The 18876-nt window shown below is 67.2% G+C and carries 17 protein-coding genes; 7 read left to right on the forward strand and 10 right to left on the reverse strand.

Annotated elements, in window-relative coordinates; all coding sequences use genetic code 11:
* Nucleotides 1-182 precede the first annotated feature (182 nt).
* Nucleotides 183-998: a MerR family transcriptional regulator gene (locus AABQ55_RS24870; protein ID WP_244766150.1), complete on the forward strand. Its 816-nt coding sequence runs from the start codon at nt 183-185 to the stop codon at nt 996-998.
* Nucleotides 999-1030: 32 nt separating this feature from the next.
* On the opposite strand, the gene AABQ55_RS24875 is transcribed toward AABQ55_RS24870, so the two are convergent.
* Nucleotides 1031-1216: a hypothetical protein gene (locus AABQ55_RS24875; protein WP_244766149.1), complete on the reverse strand. Its 186-nt coding sequence runs from the start codon at nt 1214-1216 to the stop codon at nt 1031-1033.
* On the opposite strand from AABQ55_RS24875, the gene AABQ55_RS24880 reads away from it, so the two are divergent.
* The 3 genes from AABQ55_RS24880 to AABQ55_RS24890 all read left to right on the forward strand — a co-directional run bounded on the left by AABQ55_RS24880 (nt 1200) and on the right by AABQ55_RS24890 (nt 3840).
* The gene (locus AABQ55_RS24880; RefSeq protein ID WP_272808122.1) at nt 1200-2048 is read left to right on the forward strand and encodes a MetQ/NlpA family ABC transporter substrate-binding protein; all 849 of its coding nucleotides are present in this window, start codon (nt 1200-1202) and stop codon (nt 2046-2048) included. The genes AABQ55_RS24875 and AABQ55_RS24880 overlap by 17 nt on opposite strands.
* A gap of 84 nt (nt 2049-2132) precedes the next feature.
* Nucleotides 2133-3203 (forward strand): methionine ABC transporter ATP-binding protein, encoded by a 1071-nt coding sequence (locus AABQ55_RS24885; RefSeq protein WP_272808121.1) that lies wholly within the window; start codon nt 2133-2135, stop codon nt 3201-3203.
* Nucleotides 3184-3840 carry a methionine ABC transporter permease gene (locus AABQ55_RS24890; RefSeq protein WP_064332778.1) on the forward strand — a complete coding sequence of 219 codons (657 nt, stop codon included), beginning with the start codon at nt 3184-3186 and terminating at the stop codon, nt 3838-3840. Before AABQ55_RS24885 ends, AABQ55_RS24890 begins: the two co-directional genes overlap by 20 nt.
* A 208-nt stretch (nt 3841-4048) precedes the next feature.
* Here the strand turns inward: AABQ55_RS24890 and AABQ55_RS24895 are convergent, their stop codons facing one another.
* The 3 genes from AABQ55_RS24895 to tauA form a co-directional block, all read right to left on the reverse strand.
* Nucleotides 4049-4891: an ABC transporter permease subunit gene (locus AABQ55_RS24895; RefSeq protein WP_272808120.1), complete on the reverse strand. Its 843-nt coding sequence runs from the start codon at nt 4889-4891 to the stop codon at nt 4049-4051.
* On the reverse strand, nt 4888-5694 hold the full coding sequence (locus tag AABQ55_RS24900) for a taurine ABC transporter ATP-binding protein (RefSeq protein WP_272808119.1): 807 nt from the start codon (nt 5692-5694) through the stop codon (nt 4888-4890). The genes AABQ55_RS24895 and AABQ55_RS24900 overlap by 4 nt, the downstream gene beginning before the upstream one ends.
* A 193-nt stretch (nt 5695-5887) precedes the next feature.
* Nucleotides 5888-6892 (reverse strand): taurine ABC transporter substrate-binding protein, encoded by a 1005-nt coding sequence (gene tauA / locus AABQ55_RS24905; RefSeq protein ID WP_272808118.1) that lies wholly within the window; start codon nt 6890-6892, stop codon nt 5888-5890.
* Nucleotides 6893-7390: 498 nt separating this feature from the next.
* On the opposite strand from tauA, the gene AABQ55_RS24910 reads away from it, so the two are divergent.
* Nucleotides 7391-7855, forward strand: coding sequence for an RrF2 family transcriptional regulator (locus AABQ55_RS24910; protein ID WP_244766143.1), 465 nt, complete (start codon nt 7391-7393; stop codon nt 7853-7855).
* A gap of 460 nt (nt 7856-8315) precedes the next feature.
* Here AABQ55_RS24910 and AABQ55_RS24915 read toward each other — a convergent pair whose 3' ends face one another.
* The 4 genes from AABQ55_RS24915 to AABQ55_RS24930 all read right to left on the reverse strand — a co-directional run bounded on the left by AABQ55_RS24915 (nt 8316) and on the right by AABQ55_RS24930 (nt 14292).
* Nucleotides 8316-9398, reverse strand: a complete 1083-nt coding sequence (locus tag AABQ55_RS24915) for an acyl-CoA dehydrogenase family protein (RefSeq protein ID WP_272808117.1) — start codon at nt 9396-9398, stop codon at nt 8316-8318.
* A gap of 200 nt (nt 9399-9598) precedes the next feature.
* Nucleotides 9599-11002 carry a dihydrolipoyl dehydrogenase gene (gene lpdA / locus AABQ55_RS24920; protein ID WP_272808116.1) on the reverse strand — a complete coding sequence of 468 codons (1404 nt, stop codon included), beginning with the start codon at nt 11000-11002 and terminating at the stop codon, nt 9599-9601.
* Entirely contained in the window at nt 10999-12186 is a 1188-nt protein-coding gene (locus AABQ55_RS24925) for a dihydrolipoamide acetyltransferase family protein (RefSeq protein WP_272808115.1), read from the reverse strand. The genes lpdA and AABQ55_RS24925 overlap by 4 nt, the downstream gene beginning before the upstream one ends.
* Nucleotides 12187-12201: 15 nt before the next feature.
* Nucleotides 12202-14292 (reverse strand): transketolase C-terminal domain-containing protein, encoded by a 2091-nt coding sequence (locus tag AABQ55_RS24930; protein WP_272808114.1) that lies wholly within the window; start codon nt 14290-14292, stop codon nt 12202-12204.
* A gap of 122 nt (nt 14293-14414) precedes the next feature.
* Here AABQ55_RS24930 and AABQ55_RS24935 point away from each other — a divergent pair, with 122 nt between their 5' ends.
* Nucleotides 14415-14882: an Lrp/AsnC family transcriptional regulator gene (locus AABQ55_RS24935; RefSeq protein WP_272808113.1), complete on the forward strand. Its 468-nt coding sequence runs from the start codon at nt 14415-14417 to the stop codon at nt 14880-14882.
* 12 nt (nt 14883-14894) lie between these two features.
* On the opposite strand, the gene AABQ55_RS24940 is transcribed toward AABQ55_RS24935, so the two are convergent.
* Nucleotides 14895-15800 (reverse strand): DMT family transporter, encoded by a 906-nt coding sequence (locus AABQ55_RS24940; RefSeq protein ID WP_272808112.1) that lies wholly within the window; start codon nt 15798-15800, stop codon nt 14895-14897.
* Between the two features lie 168 nt (nt 15801-15968).
* Here AABQ55_RS24940 and AABQ55_RS24945 point away from each other — a divergent pair, with 168 nt between their 5' ends.
* Nucleotides 15969-17753: an IlvD/Edd family dehydratase gene (locus AABQ55_RS24945; protein WP_272808111.1), complete on the forward strand. Its 1785-nt coding sequence runs from the start codon at nt 15969-15971 to the stop codon at nt 17751-17753.
* A gap of 36 nt (nt 17754-17789) precedes the next feature.
* Here AABQ55_RS24945 and AABQ55_RS24950 read toward each other — a convergent pair whose 3' ends face one another.
* Nucleotides 17790-18683 (reverse strand): DMT family transporter, encoded by an 894-nt coding sequence (locus AABQ55_RS24950; RefSeq protein ID WP_443021193.1) that lies wholly within the window; start codon nt 18681-18683, stop codon nt 17790-17792.
* Between the last annotated feature and the right edge of the window lie 193 nt (nt 18684-18876).

An 18876-nucleotide genomic window follows, 5' to 3' on the forward strand; every position in this document is an offset into this window, starting at 1 on the left:
CGCTCGCACTTTGCCGGAACCGCATTAACTTGCATTTTTTCTGCAAGTCTCAAGTGGAATTCCTACATTTTTTCTGCAAGAATGCAACGGGCATTTTACGGCGGCGACGCGACGGTTTTTCGAGCCGGCCACCGTCGTCGGAATGCTATAGAGAACACTACACAGAATCAGGGATTGGCGCGATGGGTTCGCAAGAACCGGTGCACTACAAGGTGGCGGAGGCCGCGCGGCTTGCCGGCGTTTCGGCCTCCACGCTCAGGCTTTGGGAAACGCAGGGCCTCGTCGTTCCGGGGCGCTCCGAAACCGGCCATCGCCAGTACAGCGCCGACGACGTCGCGCGGCTGAAGCGCATTGCCTGGTACAGGACCGAGCGCGGCCTCAACCCGGCCGCCATCCGCGAGGCGCTCGAGGCAGAGGAACCCGCCAACGATACTCCGTCCTCCGAGGGCGAGGCGCACCAGGGCGTCGGGCGCAAGCTGCGGAGCCTGCGCCATGCCGCCGGCAAGACGCTCGACCAGGTGGCGGGCGATATCGGCGTCGCGACGTCGGTGCTCTCCACCTTCGAGCGCACCTCGCAGGGCGTGACCTTTCGCGTGCTGCACGACCTTGCCGACTATTACGGCACGACCGTCTCGAAACTTTCCGGCGAGGAGGAACAGGAAAACCGTTCGGTCGTGCGGGCAGGGGAGTGGAAGTTCTGGCCCGAGACCTCTCCCGGCGTCACCATCCAGGTGCTGGCCGACGGGCGCAACATGATGGACTGCCACCGCTTCGTGCTCGCGCCCGGCGCCTCCTCCGACGGCGCCTACAAGCATGAGGGCGAGGAATTCGTCCACGTCCTCTCCGGCCGCATCGAAATGGTCCTCGACGGCCACGAATTCCACGATCTAGGTCCCGGTGACAGCCTCTATTTCGAAAGCTGCCGCCGCCACGCCTGGCGCAACCGCCACGACGGCGAAACCGTGCTGATCTGGATCAACACGCCGCCGACCTTCTAGGCTGCGTTGGGCATCCGGCATAGTTCACAATTTCAGTAGAAAATATTTTCCGCCTCGCCTCGATTTCCCGGAGCGAAAATTTCCGTTTCCGCCTGCCCAACAAACCGCCATTCGTTGTCCACAAAAGCGGCATTTGCGATTTTACGGGCAGAAACAGCGATGTTTCGCAGCCGATCCTCCCAATCGCGAAAGCAGGCCAGCATGTCGAAAACCAACAAGAAACTTCTCGCAAGCACTCTCTTCACCCGCCGCGCCGCCCTTGCGGCCCTTGCGGTGGCAGCCGCCGCCGTCTCCACCTTCTCGCTTCCCGCACCCGGCCTTGCCGAGGACAAGAAGGAGCTGAAGGTCGGCATCATCTCCGGCGAGGACGAGGATGTCTGGCGCGTCGTGATCGCGGAAGCCGCCAAGAAGGGCCTCACCATCGAGGCGGTCGTCTTCAACGACTATACCCAGCCGAACGAGGCGCTTGCCCGCGGCGAGATCGATGCCAACGCCTTCCAGCATCTTCCCTATCTGGAAAACCAGGTCCAGCAGCACGGCTACAAGATCGTTCCGGTCGGCTACACGGCCGTCTGGCCGATCGGCCTCTACTCCAAGAAGCACGCCAAGGTCGCCGACCTTCCGGACGGCGCCGCCATCGGCGTGCCGAACGACCCGTCCAACGAGGGCCGGGCGCTGCGCGTTCTCCAGAACGAAGGCCTGATCAAGCTGAAGGACGGCACCGGCATCCTCGCCACGATCGCCGACATCGCCGAAAACCCGAAGAACCTCGAGATCAAGGAACTCGATGCCGGCATCGTCGGTCGCTCGGTCGATGACCTCGACGCGGCGATCGTCAACACCGACTGGGCGCTGAAGAGCGGTCTCACCCCGGAAAACCGCATCGCGCAGGAGCCGGTCGACGATAACCCGTACCGCAACTTCATCGCCGTGCGCGAGGAATCGAAGGACGAGCCCTGGGTCAAGCCGCTGGTCGAAGCCTACCAGAACGATGTCGTGAAGGCGGAGTTCGACCGGGTCTACAAGGGCACGGGCATCAGCGCCTACTAAGGCCGCCATCCAACCAGCAAGACAGCTCGCGATGCGCCTCCGGCCGCCGCGGGCTGTCTCGCCGTTTCCGGAATGGAACCGCAAATGAACACCCATGTGACAAGACAGCTGGCCGAGGCCGCCGCGCGGGAAGACGATGTCGTCCGTCTTGCCGACGTGCGCCGCCGCTTCGGCGCGACCGCGGCGCTGGACGGCGTTTCGCTCACGGTGCGCCGCGGCGAGATCCTCGGCATCATCGGCCGCAGCGGCGCGGGCAAGTCGACGCTCATCCGCTGCCTCAACGGCCTCGAACGGCCGGACAGCGGCAGCATCGCGATCGAAGGCCGCGAGATCACCGGCCTTGGCGAGGCCGAGCTGCAGCCGCTGCGCCGCCGCATCGGCATGATCTTCCAGCATTTCAACCTGCTCTCGGCCAAGACCGTCGAGGAGAATGTCGCCCTGCCGCTGAAGATCGAGGGCTGGACGAAGGCGAAGCGTCTGGCGCGCGCGGCCGAACTCATCGACCTCGTCGGCCTCAAGGGCAAGGCGAAGGCCTATCCGTCGGAGCTATCCGGCGGCCAGAAGCAGCGCGTCGGCATTGCCCGGGCGCTCGCCGCAAGCCCGGCGCTGCTGCTTTCCGACGAGGCGACCTCGGCCCTCGACCCGGAAACGACCCGCGCGATCCTCACGCTGCTGAAGGACATCAACCGCAAGCTCGGTCTCACCATCCTGCTCATCACCCACGAGATGGAGGTGGTGCGCTCCATCGCCGACCGCGTGACGGTGCTCGATGCCGGCCGCATCGTCGAGGAGGGGCCGGTCTGGCAGGTCTTCGCGATGCCGCAGGCGCAGACGACGAAGAGCCTGCTCAGCGGCATTCGCCCGCAGCTGCCCACCCATATCACCCGTAAGCTTGTCGCGGACGTAACAGGCGAGGCCATCCTTGGCGTCGACATTGCCGGCCCCGCGGCCACCGGCCCGCTCTTCCAGCAGCTTTCCGCCGAACTTCCGGATGGCTACCGGCTGGTCCATGGCGGCGTCGACCATATCCAGGAACAGGCGGTCGGCCGTTTCTTCATCGCCGTGCCGGCCGAGGCCGCCGCGCGTTTCACAACCCTGGCAGAGCGCTTCGGCGCGCAGGTGGAGGTCCTCGGCCATGTCGCCGGTCATGCTTGAACTTCTCGTCCGCTCGCTGTGGGAAACCGTCGTCATGACGGCCGCCTCCGGCGTCATCTCGCTCGTCTTCGGCCTGCCGCTCGGCCTTGCGCTGGTCGCCACCGCGCGCGGCGGCATTGCGGAAAACCTCTGGATCAACCGTGTGCTGGGCGCCGTCATCAACGGTTTCCGTTCCGTGCCCTTCATCATCCTGCTGGTGGCGCTCATTCCGGTCACGCGTTTTATCGTCGGCACGTCGATCGGCACCTGGGCGGCCATCGTGCCGCTCGCCATCGCCGCGACGCCCTACTATGCGCGCATCGCCGAGGTTTCCCTGCGTGAAGTCGATCGCGGCCTGATCGAGGCGGTGCGGGCGATGGGCGGCAACCGCTGGACCATCGTGCGCGAGGTGCTGATCCCCGAAGCGCTGCCCGGCATCGTCGCGGGCTTCACCGTCACGCTCGTCACGCTGATCGGCGCCTCCGCCATGGCCGGCGCCATCGGCGCGGGCGGCCTCGGCGACCTGGCCATCCGCTACGGCTACCAGCGCTTCGAGACCTCGGTGATGGTGGCTGTGGTCGCCGTGCTGATCGTGCTCGTCTGCGGCATCCAGTGGCTGGGCGACCGCCTGACGGCCCGTCTCGATCATCGCGGATGAGGCCAGAGGGCGGCCAAGTCCTCCTCCGTCATCCTCGGGCTTGACCCGAGGAGCCATGCCACAAACTCAACATGTACCGTGACGCGTGGATCCTCGGGTCAAGCCCGAGGATGACGATTGGCGGATGGGGCGATGCATGTCACCAAACCGGCGGCACCCCTTCCAAATCACGAAGCGGCCGTCTCGATTTCGTGCCTCGCCCGATCCCTCAACGATGCGCCGCCCAGGGCACCAGGCGCCGCTCGATCTGCCGGGCGACATATTCCAGCAGGATGGCGATCAGCGCGATGACGACGATGCCGGCGATCACGATGTCGGTAACGAGGAACTGCGCCGCCGACTGGATCATGAAGCCGATGCCGCTCGTCGCGGCCACCAGTTCGGCCGCCACCAGCGTCGTCCAGCCCGCGCCGAGCGCGATGCGCACGCCGGTGAGGATCGACGGCACGGCGCTCGGCAGCACCACCTCGCGCAGCACCTGCCGCCGGCTCGCCCCGAGCGAACGGGCGGCATTGACATGGTCCTTCGAGACCCCGCGCACGCCGGCTGAGGTCGACAGGATGATCGAGGGCAGCATGGAAAGCGCGATCACCGTGATCTTCGAGGCTTCGCCGATGCCGACCCAGATGATGATCAGCGGCAGGTAGGCGAGGGGCGGCAGCGGCCGCAGGAATTCCACGATCGGGTCGAGAATGCCGCGGCCGAGACGGCTTGTGCCGATGGCGATGCCGGCAGGAATGCCGATGAGGATGGAGGCGATGAGGGCGCCGAAGATGCGATAGAGGCTGGCGCCGACATGCTCGGCCAGCGTCGCATCGACGAAGCCCGTGACGACGAGATTGTAGAGGGCGAGCACGACCTGGCGCGGCGAGGGCAGGAAGACCGGCGAGACGAGGGCATAGGCGGAGGCGAGCCCCCAGGCGGCGATGATCACGCCGATGGTGATGGCCGAGATGACGGCGACCGGCAGCGGCCGCGCTTTCAGCGGGCGTTCCGCCTCCCCCTTTTCCGCCACCTGCGGCAGGGTCTCGATGTCGGTCGAAAGTGTCATGCGGCGATCTCCTCTTCCGCGGAGGCGTGGATAAGGCCGGTCAGGCCGGCATGCATGCGCTTGAAGATCGGCGAGGCCTTCACGGCGGCGACCGAGGCGCCGTTCAACACTTCGGCATTGAAGTCCGCCTCGATCTCGGCGGTCAGGCGGCCCGGATTGGGCGACAGCACGACGATGCGCGTGCCGAGCAGCAGCGCCTCCTCGATGCTGTGCGTGATGAGCAGCGCGCCCGCCCCGCTTTCCGCCTTGATGCGCAGCAGGAACTCCTGCATGCGCGTGCGGGTGAGGGCGTCGAGCGCGCCGAGCGGCTCGTCGAGCAACAGGAAACGCGGTTCGGCGGCCAGCGCCCGCGCAATGCCGACCCGCTGGCGCATGCCGCCGGAGAGCTCCCAGATGCGCCGGTCGCCGGCATCCGCAAGGCCGACGCGGGCGAGAAGCTGCTCCGCCCGCGCGCGGCGCTCGGCAAGCGGCACGCCCTTCAGCTTGAAGGGAAGGGCGATATTGTCCCTGGCGTCGAGCCAGGGATAGAGCGCATCGTCCTGGAAGACGACCGCGCGGTCGGCGCTCGGCCCGTCGACGGGCACGCCGTCCACGGTAATGGTGCCGGCGGTCGGTTCCAGGAAACCGGCGGCGAGATTGAGCAGGCTCGTCTTGCCGGAGCCGGAGCGCCCGATGACGGCGACCAGCTCGTGCGAGGCGACCTGCAGGTTGATGCCGTCGAGGACCAGTTTTTCGCCGGCGCCGGCGCGGCCCGCCCTCGGCGGATAACGCAGCGAAACATTGCGGAATGTCAGCGTGCTCATGAAACCTCCAGGAGCGTGGAGCCACTTGGAACGTTCCGCTTCCCGAAGCGCGAAAACACTCCAACCTTTTGTTTTTCCGCAATTCCGGGTGCAAAACCGCTTCGCACTTCTGCTGGAATTGCTCTGGCGGGCAATGGCCCGACAGCGCGGATCACGCTGCCGGGCCCTTCCGCCGCAGGATTGTTTCGCCCGATCAGTAGGCGAGCTTCGTCGCGTCCGTCACCCAGCGGGTGGAGACGTAGGGCGTGTAGTCGGAGAGCGCGGCCGGGATCTTGCCCTGCTCCAGCAGGAAGGCCGACGTATCGGCCACCGCCTTCACCGTGCCGCCGCCGAGCAGCGCCTCGCCGGCCTGCTCTTCCAGCGTCGGGAAGATGTAGCCCTTGAGGAGCGCCGGCACCTCGTCCTGCTTGGCCCCGGTCAGGCGCGCGATCTTCTCGGCTTCCGGCGAGGCGGCGTTCCAGTCCTCGGGATTGGCGCGATAGGCCGCCGTCGCATCGCCCGTCACCTTCACGAAGGCCGTCACGACATCCGGATGCGCCTCGGCGAATGTCTTGCTGACGATCCAGGCGTCGAAGGTCGGGCCGCCCCATTCGGCGACGTCCGCCGAGGTGGCGAGCACCGTGCCGCTCTTCTTCAGCTGCGCCAGCACCGGATCCCAGACATAGGCGCCGTCGATGTCGCCGCGCTCCCAGGCGGCCGCGATTTCCGGCGGACGCAGGTTGAGGATTTCCACCGACTTGGGATCGACCTTCCAGTGCTTCAGCGCCGTCAGCAGGCTGTAATGCGCGGTGGAGACGAAAGGCGTCGCAATCTTCTTGCCGGCAAGATCCTCCGGCTTCTCGATGGATTTCACGGCAAGCGCCTCGGCCTCGCTGATGAGGCCGACGACGAAGATCGTCTCGATCGGCAGCTCGCGGCTGGAGGCGGCGGCCAGCGGCGAGGAGCCGACATAGCCGATATCCAGCGAGCCCGACGCGATGGCGGCGATCACGTCGGCGCCGCCGTCGAATTTCTGCCAGTTGATCTTGGCGCCCGTCACCTTCTCGTAGGTGCCGTCGGCCTGCGGCACGCGGGAGGGCTCTACGATCGGCTGGTAGCCGATGTTCAGCGTCACCTCCTCGGCAAAAGCGGTGGTGAAGGATGCGGCAAGGGCAAGGGCGGCCGTCGCGGCAAGCAGGGTTCTGCGGGTCGTGCTCATGGGTCTCTCCTCAAAAATCCGTCGCCCGGGATCTGCCGCGGGCCGATGATTCAAGGCTATATATTCAATAAATTTAGTAGAGAAATATTCGCCTCAATTTGGCGGCGTCTTTGCGATTGGTTTTGCGTTTTCCGGCAGTGTGATTGAAACGAGTCGCATGCCCGCCGAAAGTCAGCGCAAGGCTCCGCAAAACGAAGGACGGGCAGAAAAGGCCCATCGAAGCAAAAAATGGTGCCAAATGGGCACGCCCGGGCGGAAAAACCGCATAAGCGCTTGGCAAAAATACCCAATTTCCTTGCCGTAACGCTGATAAATAAATTACATTGTTTTTATATGTTTTTCGCACTTCGGTGCCAAGAATGAGCCAGAATCACCCGTCATGGGTGAACCGATCGATCTTCCCGAGGACGACGGACGGAAACCGAGCGGGACGCGATGCGCGTTCGCGCAGCCGGGCATATCCGGTGATGCACATATGCTGATGGAAAGCAGGCCGACATGCTGACGAAAAAGGGAAAATATGGACTGAAGGCCCTGGTGGACCTGGCCCGGCTGGCGCCTGGCCAAACCGCTTTCGTCAGCGAGATCGCGCTTCGCAACAACATTCCGAAGAAGTTCCTCGACACGATCCTCCTGGAACTGCGCAATGCCGGCATGCTTCGCTCCAAGAAGGGGCCGGGCGGCGGCTATTCGCTCTCGCATCCCGCGTCGGAGATCCGCATCGGCCACGCCATCCGCGTGCTCGACGGTCCCTTGGCGCCGATCCGTTGCGCGAGCCGCACGGCCTATGAAGCCTGCGAGGACTGCGCCGATCCGGAAGCCTGTCAGGTCCGCCGCGCCATGACCGACGTGCGCGACGCCATCGCCGCCATCCTCGACACGATGACCCTCGAACAGTTCGTCGCCGTGCCCGGTGCCAGCGCGATGATCGAAGAGGAAGAGCTGGAAAAGCGCGTCGGATAAACCGCGCGCTTTCACCGCCCTCGACCGGACCGGGCTGCAGCGGCAGGGCGGGGAACTTTTTCCTCGCGGCGCTCGCATCGACGGTGAACCTTCCGCCAGATCGTGCCAAGCCATCGGGCGCCCATTCAGACGATACCGAAACGGTAGCCTTTCGCATCGCGCGGGCGACGTCCCTCGATCCGTGAGGGCAATCGCATATGGAATTCAACTTTGCCGCTCCTTCCTTCTCCCCCGCGGGGAGAAGGTGGCCCGAAGGGTCGGATGAGGGGGTGGCTCGGACGGTTCGGTTGCGCCTTCAGCCCCCCCTTCATCCGCCTGCCGGCACCTTCTCCTCGCAGGGGAGAAGGGGATGGGGCAGCGCTTTCCCTCCATAGGCGATGGACGTCTCGCGATTCATGGGGAGCCGCGAGCACACGGAGGGGCTGCTGCAAAACCGCCGCACGCCGTTCCGCAACGTGCCTCAGCCTTCCTGCTCCGGCGGATGCGGATGCCCCTGGCGCCGCAGCCTGCCGCTTTCCCGCAGGGCGGCGGCCAGAGACGGCGGCAAGTCTGCCGGCTGCGCGTTCCGGTCCGCCGCCATGCGCACATGGCCCGCGGCCTCGTGCGCCACGGCGAGGGCGGCGGTGGCGGCGAGGAAGGCGTTCGTCCGGTGCTGGTCCGCAAGGCCGATCTGGGCCGCGTCGATGGCGCGACCGGCTTCGGCCATCATGGCCTGCGCGGCGGCGAGACGGGCGGACAGCAGCCCGATATCGCGGGTATCGTCGTGGTCTGAGGCCAGCCGGCGCTCGAATGCACGCCGGCCGCCGCCGAGCTGCCGGGCGGCTTCGAGAAGAAGCTCGAGCGACTGCGGCACCGCCGCCTCGACGGGCGGATGCAGCACCGCGTCCGCATCGACGGCAACGTCCTTGAAGAGAACGTGCTCGGCGGAGGGGGCGGCCCTGTCCACCGGCTCGCAACTGTTGGCGACATAGTGCAGGCCCTCGATGCGCGTCGCCAGCAGGACGCCCGCCATCCGGCCGCCGTCGCTACGCGCCGGCACGAGCAGCCAGTCCGCATGGCGGGTGCAGGGCGTACAGAGCGCTTCGCCGCTCAGACGCCAGGCAAGGCCGCTTGCGGCAAGCGGCAGGGCGTCGGCATCCTGCCCGTTGCGCCGGGCTGTCGCCCGGCAGAGCCGGGCACCGGCAAGGGCGGCGGAAAACACCACGGAGCGGTGGCCGTCCGTGCCGTAGCTGCGCAGCTGCTCCAGCGCCACGAAATGGGCGGCCAGGATATCGGCCAGCGTTGTCGACTGCGCGGCGGCGGCGGCACAGACATCCGCGAGCACGGTGTTGGAAACGTCGATGCCGCCGTGCTCGGTCGGCACGGAGATGCCGAACAGGCCGGAACGGGAGAGGAGATCGAGACGGGCCTGCGCTGTCTGCGCCGCATCCCCGTTCGCGAAAATGCCGGCAATCGTGCCGGCAACGGTCAACGCCTCGTCTTCGCTGCCGATGACGGCGGCGGTTCGCGACGGACGGTCGAGCGCTGATGAAATCATACCCATGTCGTCTGCTCCTCGCGGATTGGCGTTTCAGGGCGCACAGGCTTAACCGGTCAAAAAGATCACATTCTATAGAGATTGTATAGATTGATTTTCACGCGACGATCCCGTCGGCGGACCGTACGGTATCACGAACCAAGGCGATCGCCTCCCGAAAATTTCGCCGTGCCGCCGCACGCTTTCGGCAAGGACCGCGCCGTCGCTCAACGATGAATGGCCGCTCCGAAAAAGCCGAGGGCGGCCTCCTTGACCGCCTCGCTGTGCGTCGGGTGGGCGTGGCAGGTATAGGCGATATCCTCCGCCGTCGCGCCGAACTCCATCGCCTGGGCGACCTCGGCGATCATCGTGCCGGCCATCGTCCCGACCATATGGGCGCCGAGCACGACGCCGCTCGCCTCCTCTGCCAGCAGCTTGACGAACCCCTCCGTGCCGCCGCTCGCCTTCGCCCGGCTGTTGGCGCTCATCGGGAAGGTCGAGGCGTGATAGGCGATCCCCTCCGCCGTCAGCATCTGCTCGGTCCGGCCGACGGAAGCCACCTCCGGATCGGTGTAGACGACCACCGGGACGATGGCGGGATTGACCATGCCGGGCCGGCCGGCGAGCCGCTCGGCAACGGCGATGCCCTCGTCCTCCGCCCGGTGGGCCAGCATGGGCCCGCGCGTCACGTCGCCGATCGCGTGGATCCCGTCCGCTCCCGTCCGCCCACACGCATCGACCGGTATGAAACCGCCCGCATCCGGGGTGATGCCGACCGTCTCCAGCCCGAGATCGCCCGTGTTCGGCCGCCGCCCCGTGGCGACCAGCACGACGTCGGCCGCCAGCGCCGACGCCTTGCCGTCCGCCCCCTTCAGCTGCAGGGTGGCGCCGTCCTCGCGGATATCGGCACTGGCAACGGCGGTCGAGGCGAGGATCGTCATGCCCTGGCGCGCCAGGAGCTGCGTCATCGTCGCGCGGATATCGGCATCCATGCCGGGCAGGATGCCGTCGGCCACTTCCACGATCGTCACTTGAGCGCCAAGACGCCGCCAGACCGAGCCCAGCTCAAGGCCGATCACCCCGCCGCCGATGACGGCGAGCCGTTCGGGTATGCGGGGGAGGGACAGCGCGCCGGACGAATCGACCACGACCCCGGCTTCGTTGTCCGCCGGCACGCCGGCCAGCGCCGCCGGCAGCGAGCCCGTGGCAATGACGATCGCCGACGCGGCGAACATCCTGCCGTCGATATCGACGCGCCCCGGCCCGGCAAGGCGCGCGCGCCCCGGCAGGCGGGCGACGCCGTTCTTGCGGAACAGGAAATCGATGCCGCCCGCCAGCGAGGCGACGGTCGCCTCCTTGCGCGCCATCAGCCGTGCGAGGTCGATGGAGACCGGCCCGGTGTCGATGCCGAAGCCGGCCATATGGCCATCGCGGGCGAGCTCCAGCAGATGCGTCGCATGCAGCAGCGTCTTGGAGGGAATGCAGCCGACATTGAGGCAGGTGCCGCCGAGCGTCGGCCGCGCCTCGACGCAGGCCGCCTTCAGGCCGAGTTGCGCAGCGCGGATCGCACAGGCATAGCCGCCGGGACCGCCGCCGATCACCAGCACGTCATAGTCGCCGGAAACATTCATTGCGGCCAGCCTTCCAGCGCCGCGACGAAGCGGGTGAGCCATGTATTGGTCTGGTGGCCGTCGAGCGCGCGGTGGTCGATGGTCAGCGAGACATAGGCCATGGGCCGGATCTGGATCGTATCGATGCCGTCGACCTCGCGCACCACCACGCGCTTTTCCAGCTTGCCGACGCCGAGGATCGCCGATTGCGGCTGGTTGATGATGATGGGCGTGGCGAGAAGCGAGCCGGAGACACCGTGGTTGGAGATGGTGAAGGTGCCGCCGCGCATGTCGGCCGGCGTCAGCGTCTTCGCCCGGGCGCGGGCCGTGAGGTCCTGCAAGCGCGCCGCGATGCCTGAAAGCGAAAGGTCCTGCGCCGCGCGGATGACGGGCACCACCAGCCCGTCATTGCCGAGCGCCGTGCCGATGCCGATATTGACGTCGTCGAACACCTCAAGGCGGTCATCGAACCAGCGGCTGTTGACCTCCGGCACCGCCTTCATCGCCGCCACGCAGGCCGAGACGATGTAGGCCGTGTAGGAGAGCGGCACGCCGGACGCGGCAAAGGCCTGCCGGTTCATCTCGCGGTGCCGCATGACGGCGGTGAAATCCGCCTCGAACACCGCCGTGACATGCGGCGTGGTGGAGACGGACATCTGCATGTGCTCGGCGATGGCAAGCCGCATCGGCGAATGCCGGATCGCCCGCGAGCCTCCTTCGACAGGCGTCGTCTCCGGCCTGGATGGCGTGACGGGCTCCGGCGAAGGCCGCGCCCCGCGCGCCGCCTCGTGCGCGGCATCCATGTCGGCCCGCGTCACCCGCCCGCCCTTGCCGGAGCCGTCTACCGTCGCGGGGTCGATGCCGTATTCCTCCGCCGCACGCCGCACGGCCGGTGAATAATGGGCCGCGGCCGCCGGCATCCTCCTGGGTTCCGGCCGGGCGGCAGCGACAACGGGCTCGGAGGCTGCAGCCTCTTCCTGCCGGATCCGGCCGAGCACGGCGCCGGGTTCGGCCTTTTCGCCGCCCTGCATCAGGATCTCGCTAAGGATGCCGGCGACGGGGGCGGGGATCTCCTGCGTCACCTTGTCGGTTTCGAGCTCCACGAGCGGATCGTCGGGCGCCACCCTCTCGCCCACCGCCTTCAGCCAGTTGCGCACGACCGCCTTGGTGCCCTCCTGCTCGACAGGCGCGAGAACGTCGATCATCACCCCCGCCATCGTTCAGAACTCCAGCAGGGCATCGATCTTGGCCCGGATCCGCCCCGCCGAGGGCACCGCCCAGTCGAGCAGGACCGGATTGTGCGGGCTCGGAATGTCGGGCATCGTCAGCCGCGAGACGGGCGCATCGAGATCCATGAAGGCCTCGTCGGCAACGACGGCGGCGATCTCCGCGCCGAAGCCGGCGGTGCCGAGATCCTCGTGCACGATGAGGCAGCGGCGCGTGCGCCGGACGGAGGACAGCACCGCCTCCCTGTCCCAAGGCATCAGGGTGCGCAGGTCGATGACATCGGCGGAAACACCCTCCGCCGCGTCCTCGCAGCGATGCACCATGGCGCCCCAGGTGACAAGCGTGATCGCCTCGCCGCGGCGCGTGAAACTCGCCTTGCCGAAGGGCAACGCGAAATCGTCGCCCGGATAGGGCCGCCGCGCCCAGGCATGATCCAGCATGGCGCGGTGCTCGAAGAAGATCACCGGATCGTTGCCGCGAAGGCCGGTGCGCAGCAGCCCGACCGCATCGGCGGCATTGGAGGGGACGGCCACCTTCCAGCCGGGCTGGTGCACGAAGGCCACCTCGTTCGTCTGGCTGTGCCAGGGGTCGCCGCATTTGAAATAGCCGCCGGGCATGCGCAGCACCATCGGCGCGGCAAAGCGGTTGTTGGTGCGCCAGCGGATCGTGCCGCAATCGTTGATCTGCTCGGTGGCGGGCTCGGCATATTTGCGGAACTGGATCTCCGGCACCGGCATCAGCCCCGCCAGCGCCATGCCCACCGCCCGGCCGACAATGCCTTCCTCCGAGAGCGACGTATCGAACACCCGCGCGCGGCCGAACTTTTCCTGGAGGCCGAGCGTGACCGCATGCACGCCCCCCTTGAGGCCGATATCCTCGCCGAACAGCACGACGCGCTCGTTGATCGAAAGCTCGTGGTCGAGCGTGCGGCGGATGGCGGTGACCATGTTGATGCGCTGGCCTTCAGATGCCGCCACCGTGGTGGTTTGCGGCGGCGTGTAGCCATGGCACACCTGCCCGCCCATCACCTGCACCTCGCCCTCGAAGAAGACATGCCGCGTCACCGTCTCGGGAACGGCGGCCGGGCGGGCCTCGGCAGCAATGCGCGCGGTTTCCGCCGCCTTTCTTGCATCCGCATCGGCCGCCACCCATTCCGCCTCGCTGAGCACGGCCGGCACGACATAGTCCTTCAGGCGCGGCAGCGGGTCCCGCGCCCATTCGCTGCGCACGACCGCCTCGCTCTTGTAGGCCTGCGTATCCTGGAAACTGTGGCCCTGAAGGCGCGGCACGGTAAGGCGCAGCAGCGCCGGCGCGCGCGCCTCGCGCACATGCTCGACCGCAGCGGCGGTCAGCCGGGCGGCAGCGGCCGGATCGGTGCCGTCGCCCTCGAAGATCGTCAGGTTCTGCCAGCCGGAAAGGTTGGCCGCGATATTGCCGCCGGGCGTCTGGATCGTCGAGGGAACGGAGATGCCGTAGCCGTTGTCCTCGATGTAGAACAGCATCGGCAGGGTCTGCGTGGTGGCGATGGTCAGCGCCGACCAGAAGCCGTTCGAGGCGACCGAGCCGTCGCCGCCGAGCACCACGGCGATGCTCCGTTCGTAGTCCGTCTTGCCCAGCGTCTCGGCATAATATTTCACCGCCTGTGCCCAGCCGGCCGTCGGCGTATACTGCGCCCCGACGCCGCCGCACATCGGCAGGGCGGAGGCGCCGTCGCGGTTCGGATGGTTGAAGACGACGCCGATGTCGCGCCCGTCGGAATAGCCGCCGGCCCGGCCCATGGCGGAACCGAGCGCATCCGCGGGATCGACGCCGAGCGAAAGCAGCAGCGGGCGGGAGCGGTAATAGCCGCAGGTCGCGTCATGCCGGTCGGTCAGCAGGCAGCCGAGCATGATCTGCGCCATGTCGTGGCCGCGCGCGGAAAACTGGTAGAGCACCTTCTTTTCCGGCACGAGACGGGTTTCCTCCATCTCGTCCAGCGCGCGCGACAGATGCAAGAGATAGGCGACGCGCTTCCAGTCGACGGTATCGTCCGGCGCATTCCTGGCAGCGGACCTGACGACGGTTTTGAGTGCGACCTGCGCCATGGTTTCCTCCCGCAGATATACAATGGTGGAAAGTATAGGCCGCTTCAGCCGAAAAATCGTTTCAAACAGGTGGTTTTTTGCGATAGAAATGAAACATACCCATCACATTCATGGGATTTCCGATGAGTTCCATTCAGCTTGACGCCATCGACAAGAAGATCCTGAAGGTGCTGCAGCGGCGGGGCGACATCAGCCATGCGGCGCTCGCCGAAGAGGTGGGCGCTTCCAGCGCCTCCTGCTGGCGGCGCATCAAGGCGCTGGAGGAGGCTGGCGTGCTCGGCCCGACCGTGCGGCTGCTCGATCCCGACCGCATCGGCCGCGGCCTCAACGTCTTCTGCCAGGTGCGCATGAAATCGCACGATCCGGGGGCCCGGCGCGATTTCGAGCGTTTCGTGCAGACCCATGAGGAGGTGCTGGAATGCTATTCCATGTCCGGCGAATGGGATTACCTGATCCGCGTCGTGGTCAAGGACGTGCGGGATTACGAACAATTGCTGATGCAGGCGATCCTGACGCATGAGGCGGTGGCAAACTCCTCCTCGCATTTCGCGCTGAAGAGCGTGAAATACACAACGGAACTGCCGCTGTGACGGGTCGGCCGCTCAGGCGCGGCCGCGGCGCTTCAGATGCTGCTCGCGGAAGAAGATGAAGAGGCCGGAGGCGACGATGAAGCCGGCGCCGACCAGCATGGCCGGGCGCGGCGCGTCGCCGAAGAACATCCAGCCGAAGATGACGGCCCAGAGCAGCAGCGAATATTGCAGCGGCACGACGGTCGCCGCATCCGCCAGCTTCAGCGAGCGGTTGACCAGCATGTGCGCGCTCATCGCCACGATGCCGAGCAGGCTGAGGAGGCCGAAATCGACGCCGCTGACCGGCGCCCAGCCGGTCGGGTCGGCAAGGCACCAGACGCCGGCGAAGATCGCCGCGCCCGCCACCTGCCAGAAGACCAGCGTCGTGTCCGGCGCCGCGCGCAGCGTGCGGCCGAGCACCATGGCGAAGCTGAAGGCGAGGCTGCCGGCAAGCGCGATGAGGGCCGGCAGGGTGAACGTGTCCTTCGACGGCTCCAGCGCGATCACCACGCCGACGAAGCCGACGATGATCGCCGTCCAGCGCCGCCAGCCCACCTTTTCGCCGAGCAGAAGCGGCGACATGGCGGCGACGTAGATCGGCGCGGCGAGCCAGTAGGTCATGGCGTCGGCAAGCGGCATGTAGGCGACGGCGAAGTAGAAGCCGGAGGCCTCGAAGGCGAAGAGGCCGGACCGCAGGAGATGCAGCTTCGGCCGCTCTACGTCCACTAGCCGGCGCCAGCCGACCTTCCAGAAGAACGGCGCGAGCACCACCATCGCGGCGAGGCTGCGGATCAGCATGAGCTGGCCGACGGAATAGGTCGCGACGAGCCATTTGCCGAGCACGTCGTTCAGCGAGAACATCACCATGCCGAGCAGCATCAGGAGCACGCCGAGGCGGGCGGTGCCCGTAGCGGGGGAGGAGGCGGTGATGTCGGTCATGACGGGAACCCGGGAACTGAGATGGAAGGGCTGTGACACATTCCGCCCGGCCGATCCAGTCAGCAATATTGATAGCTGCATAAAGCAACGCACTGCATCGCCGGCCGGTTGATTGCACGAGGCGGCGGTGGAAGAGTGCGCCTCGATATTCTTGGCGAGGTTCATTTCATGACGGACGAAAAGATGGGCAAACGGCGGCTGCGCTCTCAGGACTGGTTCGACAACCGCGAGCATGTCGACATGGCGGCACTCTATCTCGAGCGCTTCATGAACTACGGCATCACGCCGGAGGAGCTGCGGTCCGGCAAGCCGGTGATCGGCATCGCCCAGAGCGGCAGCGACCTGACCCCCTGCAACCGCCACCATGTCGAGCTCGCCCGGCGCGTGCGCGACGGCATCCGCGATGCCGGCGGCATCCCGATCGAATTCCCGACCCACCCGATCTTCGAGAACTGCAAGCGGCCGACGGCGGCGCTCGACCGCAACCTCGCCTATCTCGGCCTCGTCGAGATCCTCTACGGCTACCCGCTCGACGGCGTCGTCCTGACGACGGGCTGCGACAAGACCACGCCCTCGGCGCTGATGGCCGCCTCCACGGTCGATATTCCCGCGATCGTGCTCTCCGGCGGACCGATGCTCGACGGCTGGCACGAGGGCGACCTCGTCGGCTCCGGCACGGTGATCTGGCGCGCGCGCCGCAAGCTCGCCGCCGGCACGATCGACGAGGAGGAATTCCTGCAGTCGGCAATGGACTCGGCACCCTCCATCGGCCATTGCAACACGATGGGCACCGCCTCGACGATGAACGCACTCGCCGAGGCGCTCGGCATGTCGCTGACCGGCTGCGCGGCCATCCCCGCCGCGTACCGCGAACGCGGCCAGATGGCCTATCGCACCGGCCGGCGCGCGGTGGAGCTGGTGCTGGAGGATATCCGCCCCTCGTCGATCCTGACGCGGAAGGCCTTCCTCAACGCGATCCGCGTCAACTCGGCCATCGGCGGCTCGACCAACGCCCAGCCGCATCTGATGGCGATGGCGAAACATGCCGGCGTGGAGCTGGAACCCGAGGACTGGCAGGTGCACGGCTACGACATCCCGCTGCTTGCCGACGTGCAGCCGGCCGGCCGTTTCCTCGGCGAACGCTTCCACCGGGCCGGCGGCGTGCCGGCGATCATGCGCGAGCTGCTCGATGCGGGAAAGCTCGACGGCGACTGTCCGACCGTGACGGGGCGCAGCATGGCGGAAAACCTCGAAGGGCGCGCGGCCAGCGACCGCGAGGTCATCCGCCCCTATGGCGAGCCGCTGAGGGAGCGGGCGGGATTCCTCGTCCTGAAGGGCAACCTCTTCGACTTCGCCATCATGAAGACCTCGGTCATCTCGCAGGAATTCCGCGCGCGCTACCTGAGCGAGCCGGGCCGCGAGGGCATCTTCGAGGGGAGGGCGGTTGTCTTCGACGGCTCGGAGGACTACCACAGGCGCATCAACGATCCGGCGCTCGGCATTGACGAGCGCACCATCCTCGTCATCCGCGGCGCGGGGCCGCTCGGCTGGCCGGGCTCGGCCGAGGTGGTCAACATGCAGCCGCCGGACCATCTGCTCAAGCGCGGCATCACCAGCCTGCCGACGATCGGCGACGGGCGCCAGTCCGGTACGGCGGACAGCCCGTCGATCCTCAACGCCTCGCCGGAAAGCGCCGCCGGCGGCGGTCTCGCCTTCCTGCGCACCGGCGACGTCATCCGCATCGACCTCACGCAGGGGCGGTGCGACATGCTGGTGGAGGCGGCGGAGATCGAACGGCGCAAGGCGGACGGCATTCCGCCGGTGCCGGCCGATGCGACGCCCTGGCAGCGGATCTACCGCAGGACCGTCACCCAGCTCTCGGACGGCGCGGTCATCGACGGCGCGGCCGATTTCCGCGGGATCGCCCAGACGCCGCCGCGGCACAATCACTAACCATATCCGGTCGCCGGACAGGCCGGAGGCCGAACGCTATCCGCGGCGGGCGACGAGGATGCCGGCAAGCACGATCGCCCCGCCGACCGCCTGCATCGCACCGACGGGCTCGGCGAGCACGATCCAGGCGAGGATGGCGGCGACGACCGGCTGCAGCAGCAGCGTCAGCGAGGAGAAGGCCGTCGGCAGATAGGCGAGCGCATAGGTGACGAGGCCCTGCCCGCCGACATGGCTGATGAAGGCAAGGCCGAACAGCATGGCCCAGCCGAAGAGCGTGGCGGGCACCATGTCGACCTCGAAGAACAATGCGACAGGCAGGATGCAGATGACCGCGGAAAGGGTCGTCCAGACCATGATGCGCAGCGTGGAGAACCGCGAGCGGACATGGCCGAGCGACAGCATGTAGCAGGCGTAGAAGAAGGCCGCGACGATGGACGTCGCATCGCCGGCGAGTTGCCCGCCGCCGAGCGCCGACGGCCCGCCCTTCAGGACGAGCACGCCGATCAGCGCCAGCCCGAGGCCCGCCAGGAAGACCGGCGTGATGCGCGTGCGAAAGAGCAGCCAGGAGCCGAGCGTCACGAAGACCGGCGCCAGATTGGCCAGGAGCGTCGCATTGGCGACGGAGGTCATGTGCAGCGACAGGTGCCAGGCGGCAAGGTCGGCGGCGAGGAACACGCCCGGCAGCAGCAGGAAGAGGTGGTCGCGCGGCCCCGCCGGCCGCTCCTCGCCCTGCTTCGTCGCCCGCCAGAGCAGCACGAACGGCAGCAGGGCCAGCGCGACGCGCCAGAAGGCCGTCGCCATCGGCCCGATTTCGGAGAGGCGCACGAAGATCGGCGAACCGCCGATGGCGACCCCGCCGGCGAGGAGGGCGATCAGGGCAAGGCGGCTTTTCGGGGAGGCGGTAATCGGCGACAAGGCGGCGGTCCGGATATCAGTCGTGGCAGCGAGCTATCAGACCGCCTCCGCTTCAACCAGACGGGCAGCGCTAATTTAGAGGAAAAGTTTGGGGCATGTGAAAAGACGGCGCCCTTTCGGCACCCCGCAATGCCAAAGCCCACCCGCTTTCTCAGCCGGCAATACTCACCCAGCCTCTCCTCCGTCATGGTCGGGCTTGACCCGACCA

Origin of the sequence: Shinella sp. WSD5-1 (assembly GCF_963942435.1) — a bacterium.
Lineage (GTDB): Bacteria > Pseudomonadota > Alphaproteobacteria > Rhizobiales > Rhizobiaceae > Shinella > Shinella yambaruensis.

What these genes read in the sequence shown, in the direction of transcription:
- AABQ55_RS24895 (WP_272808120.1), bottom strand. Translation starts at nt 4,891, where the DNA reads ATGACACTTTCGACCGACATCGAGACCCTGCCGCAGGTGGCGGAAAAG.
- AABQ55_RS24935 (WP_272808113.1), top strand. Translation starts at nt 14,415, where the DNA reads ATGAGTTCCATTCAGCTTGACGCCATCGACAAGAAGATCCTGAAGGTG.
- AABQ55_RS24885 (WP_272808121.1), top strand. Translation starts at nt 2,133, where the DNA reads ATGAACACCCATGTGACAAGACAGCTGGCCGAGGCCGCCGCGCGGGAA.
- AABQ55_RS24930 (WP_272808114.1), bottom strand. Translation starts at nt 14,292, where the DNA reads ATGGCGCAGGTCGCACTCAAAACCGTCGTCAGGTCCGCTGCCAGGAAT.
- AABQ55_RS24915 (WP_272808117.1), bottom strand. Translation starts at nt 9,398, where the DNA reads ATGGGTATGATTTCATCAGCGCTCGACCGTCCGTCGCGAACCGCCGCC.
- AABQ55_RS24945 (WP_272808111.1), top strand. Translation starts at nt 15,969, where the DNA reads ATGACGGACGAAAAGATGGGCAAACGGCGGCTGCGCTCTCAGGACTGG.
- AABQ55_RS24910 (WP_244766143.1), top strand. Translation starts at nt 7,391, where the DNA reads ATGCTGACGAAAAAGGGAAAATATGGACTGAAGGCCCTGGTGGACCTG.
- lpdA (WP_272808116.1), bottom strand. Translation starts at nt 11,002, where the DNA reads ATGAATGTTTCCGGCGACTATGACGTGCTGGTGATCGGCGGCGGTCCC.
- AABQ55_RS24940 (WP_272808112.1), bottom strand. Translation starts at nt 15,800, where the DNA reads ATGACCGACATCACCGCCTCCTCCCCCGCTACGGGCACCGCCCGCCTC.
- tauA (WP_272808118.1), bottom strand. Translation starts at nt 6,892, where the DNA reads ATGAGCACGACCCGCAGAACCCTGCTTGCCGCGACGGCCGCCCTTGCC.
- AABQ55_RS24890 (WP_064332778.1), top strand. Translation starts at nt 3,184, where the DNA reads ATGTCGCCGGTCATGCTTGAACTTCTCGTCCGCTCGCTGTGGGAAACC.
- AABQ55_RS24900 (WP_272808119.1), bottom strand. Translation starts at nt 5,694, where the DNA reads ATGAGCACGCTGACATTCCGCAATGTTTCGCTGCGTTATCCGCCGAGG.
- AABQ55_RS24880 (WP_272808122.1), top strand. Translation starts at nt 1,200, where the DNA reads ATGTCGAAAACCAACAAGAAACTTCTCGCAAGCACTCTCTTCACCCGC.
- AABQ55_RS24925 (WP_272808115.1), bottom strand. Translation starts at nt 12,186, where the DNA reads ATGATCGACGTTCTCGCGCCTGTCGAGCAGGAGGGCACCAAGGCGGTC.
- AABQ55_RS24870 (WP_244766150.1), top strand. Translation starts at nt 183, where the DNA reads ATGGGTTCGCAAGAACCGGTGCACTACAAGGTGGCGGAGGCCGCGCGG.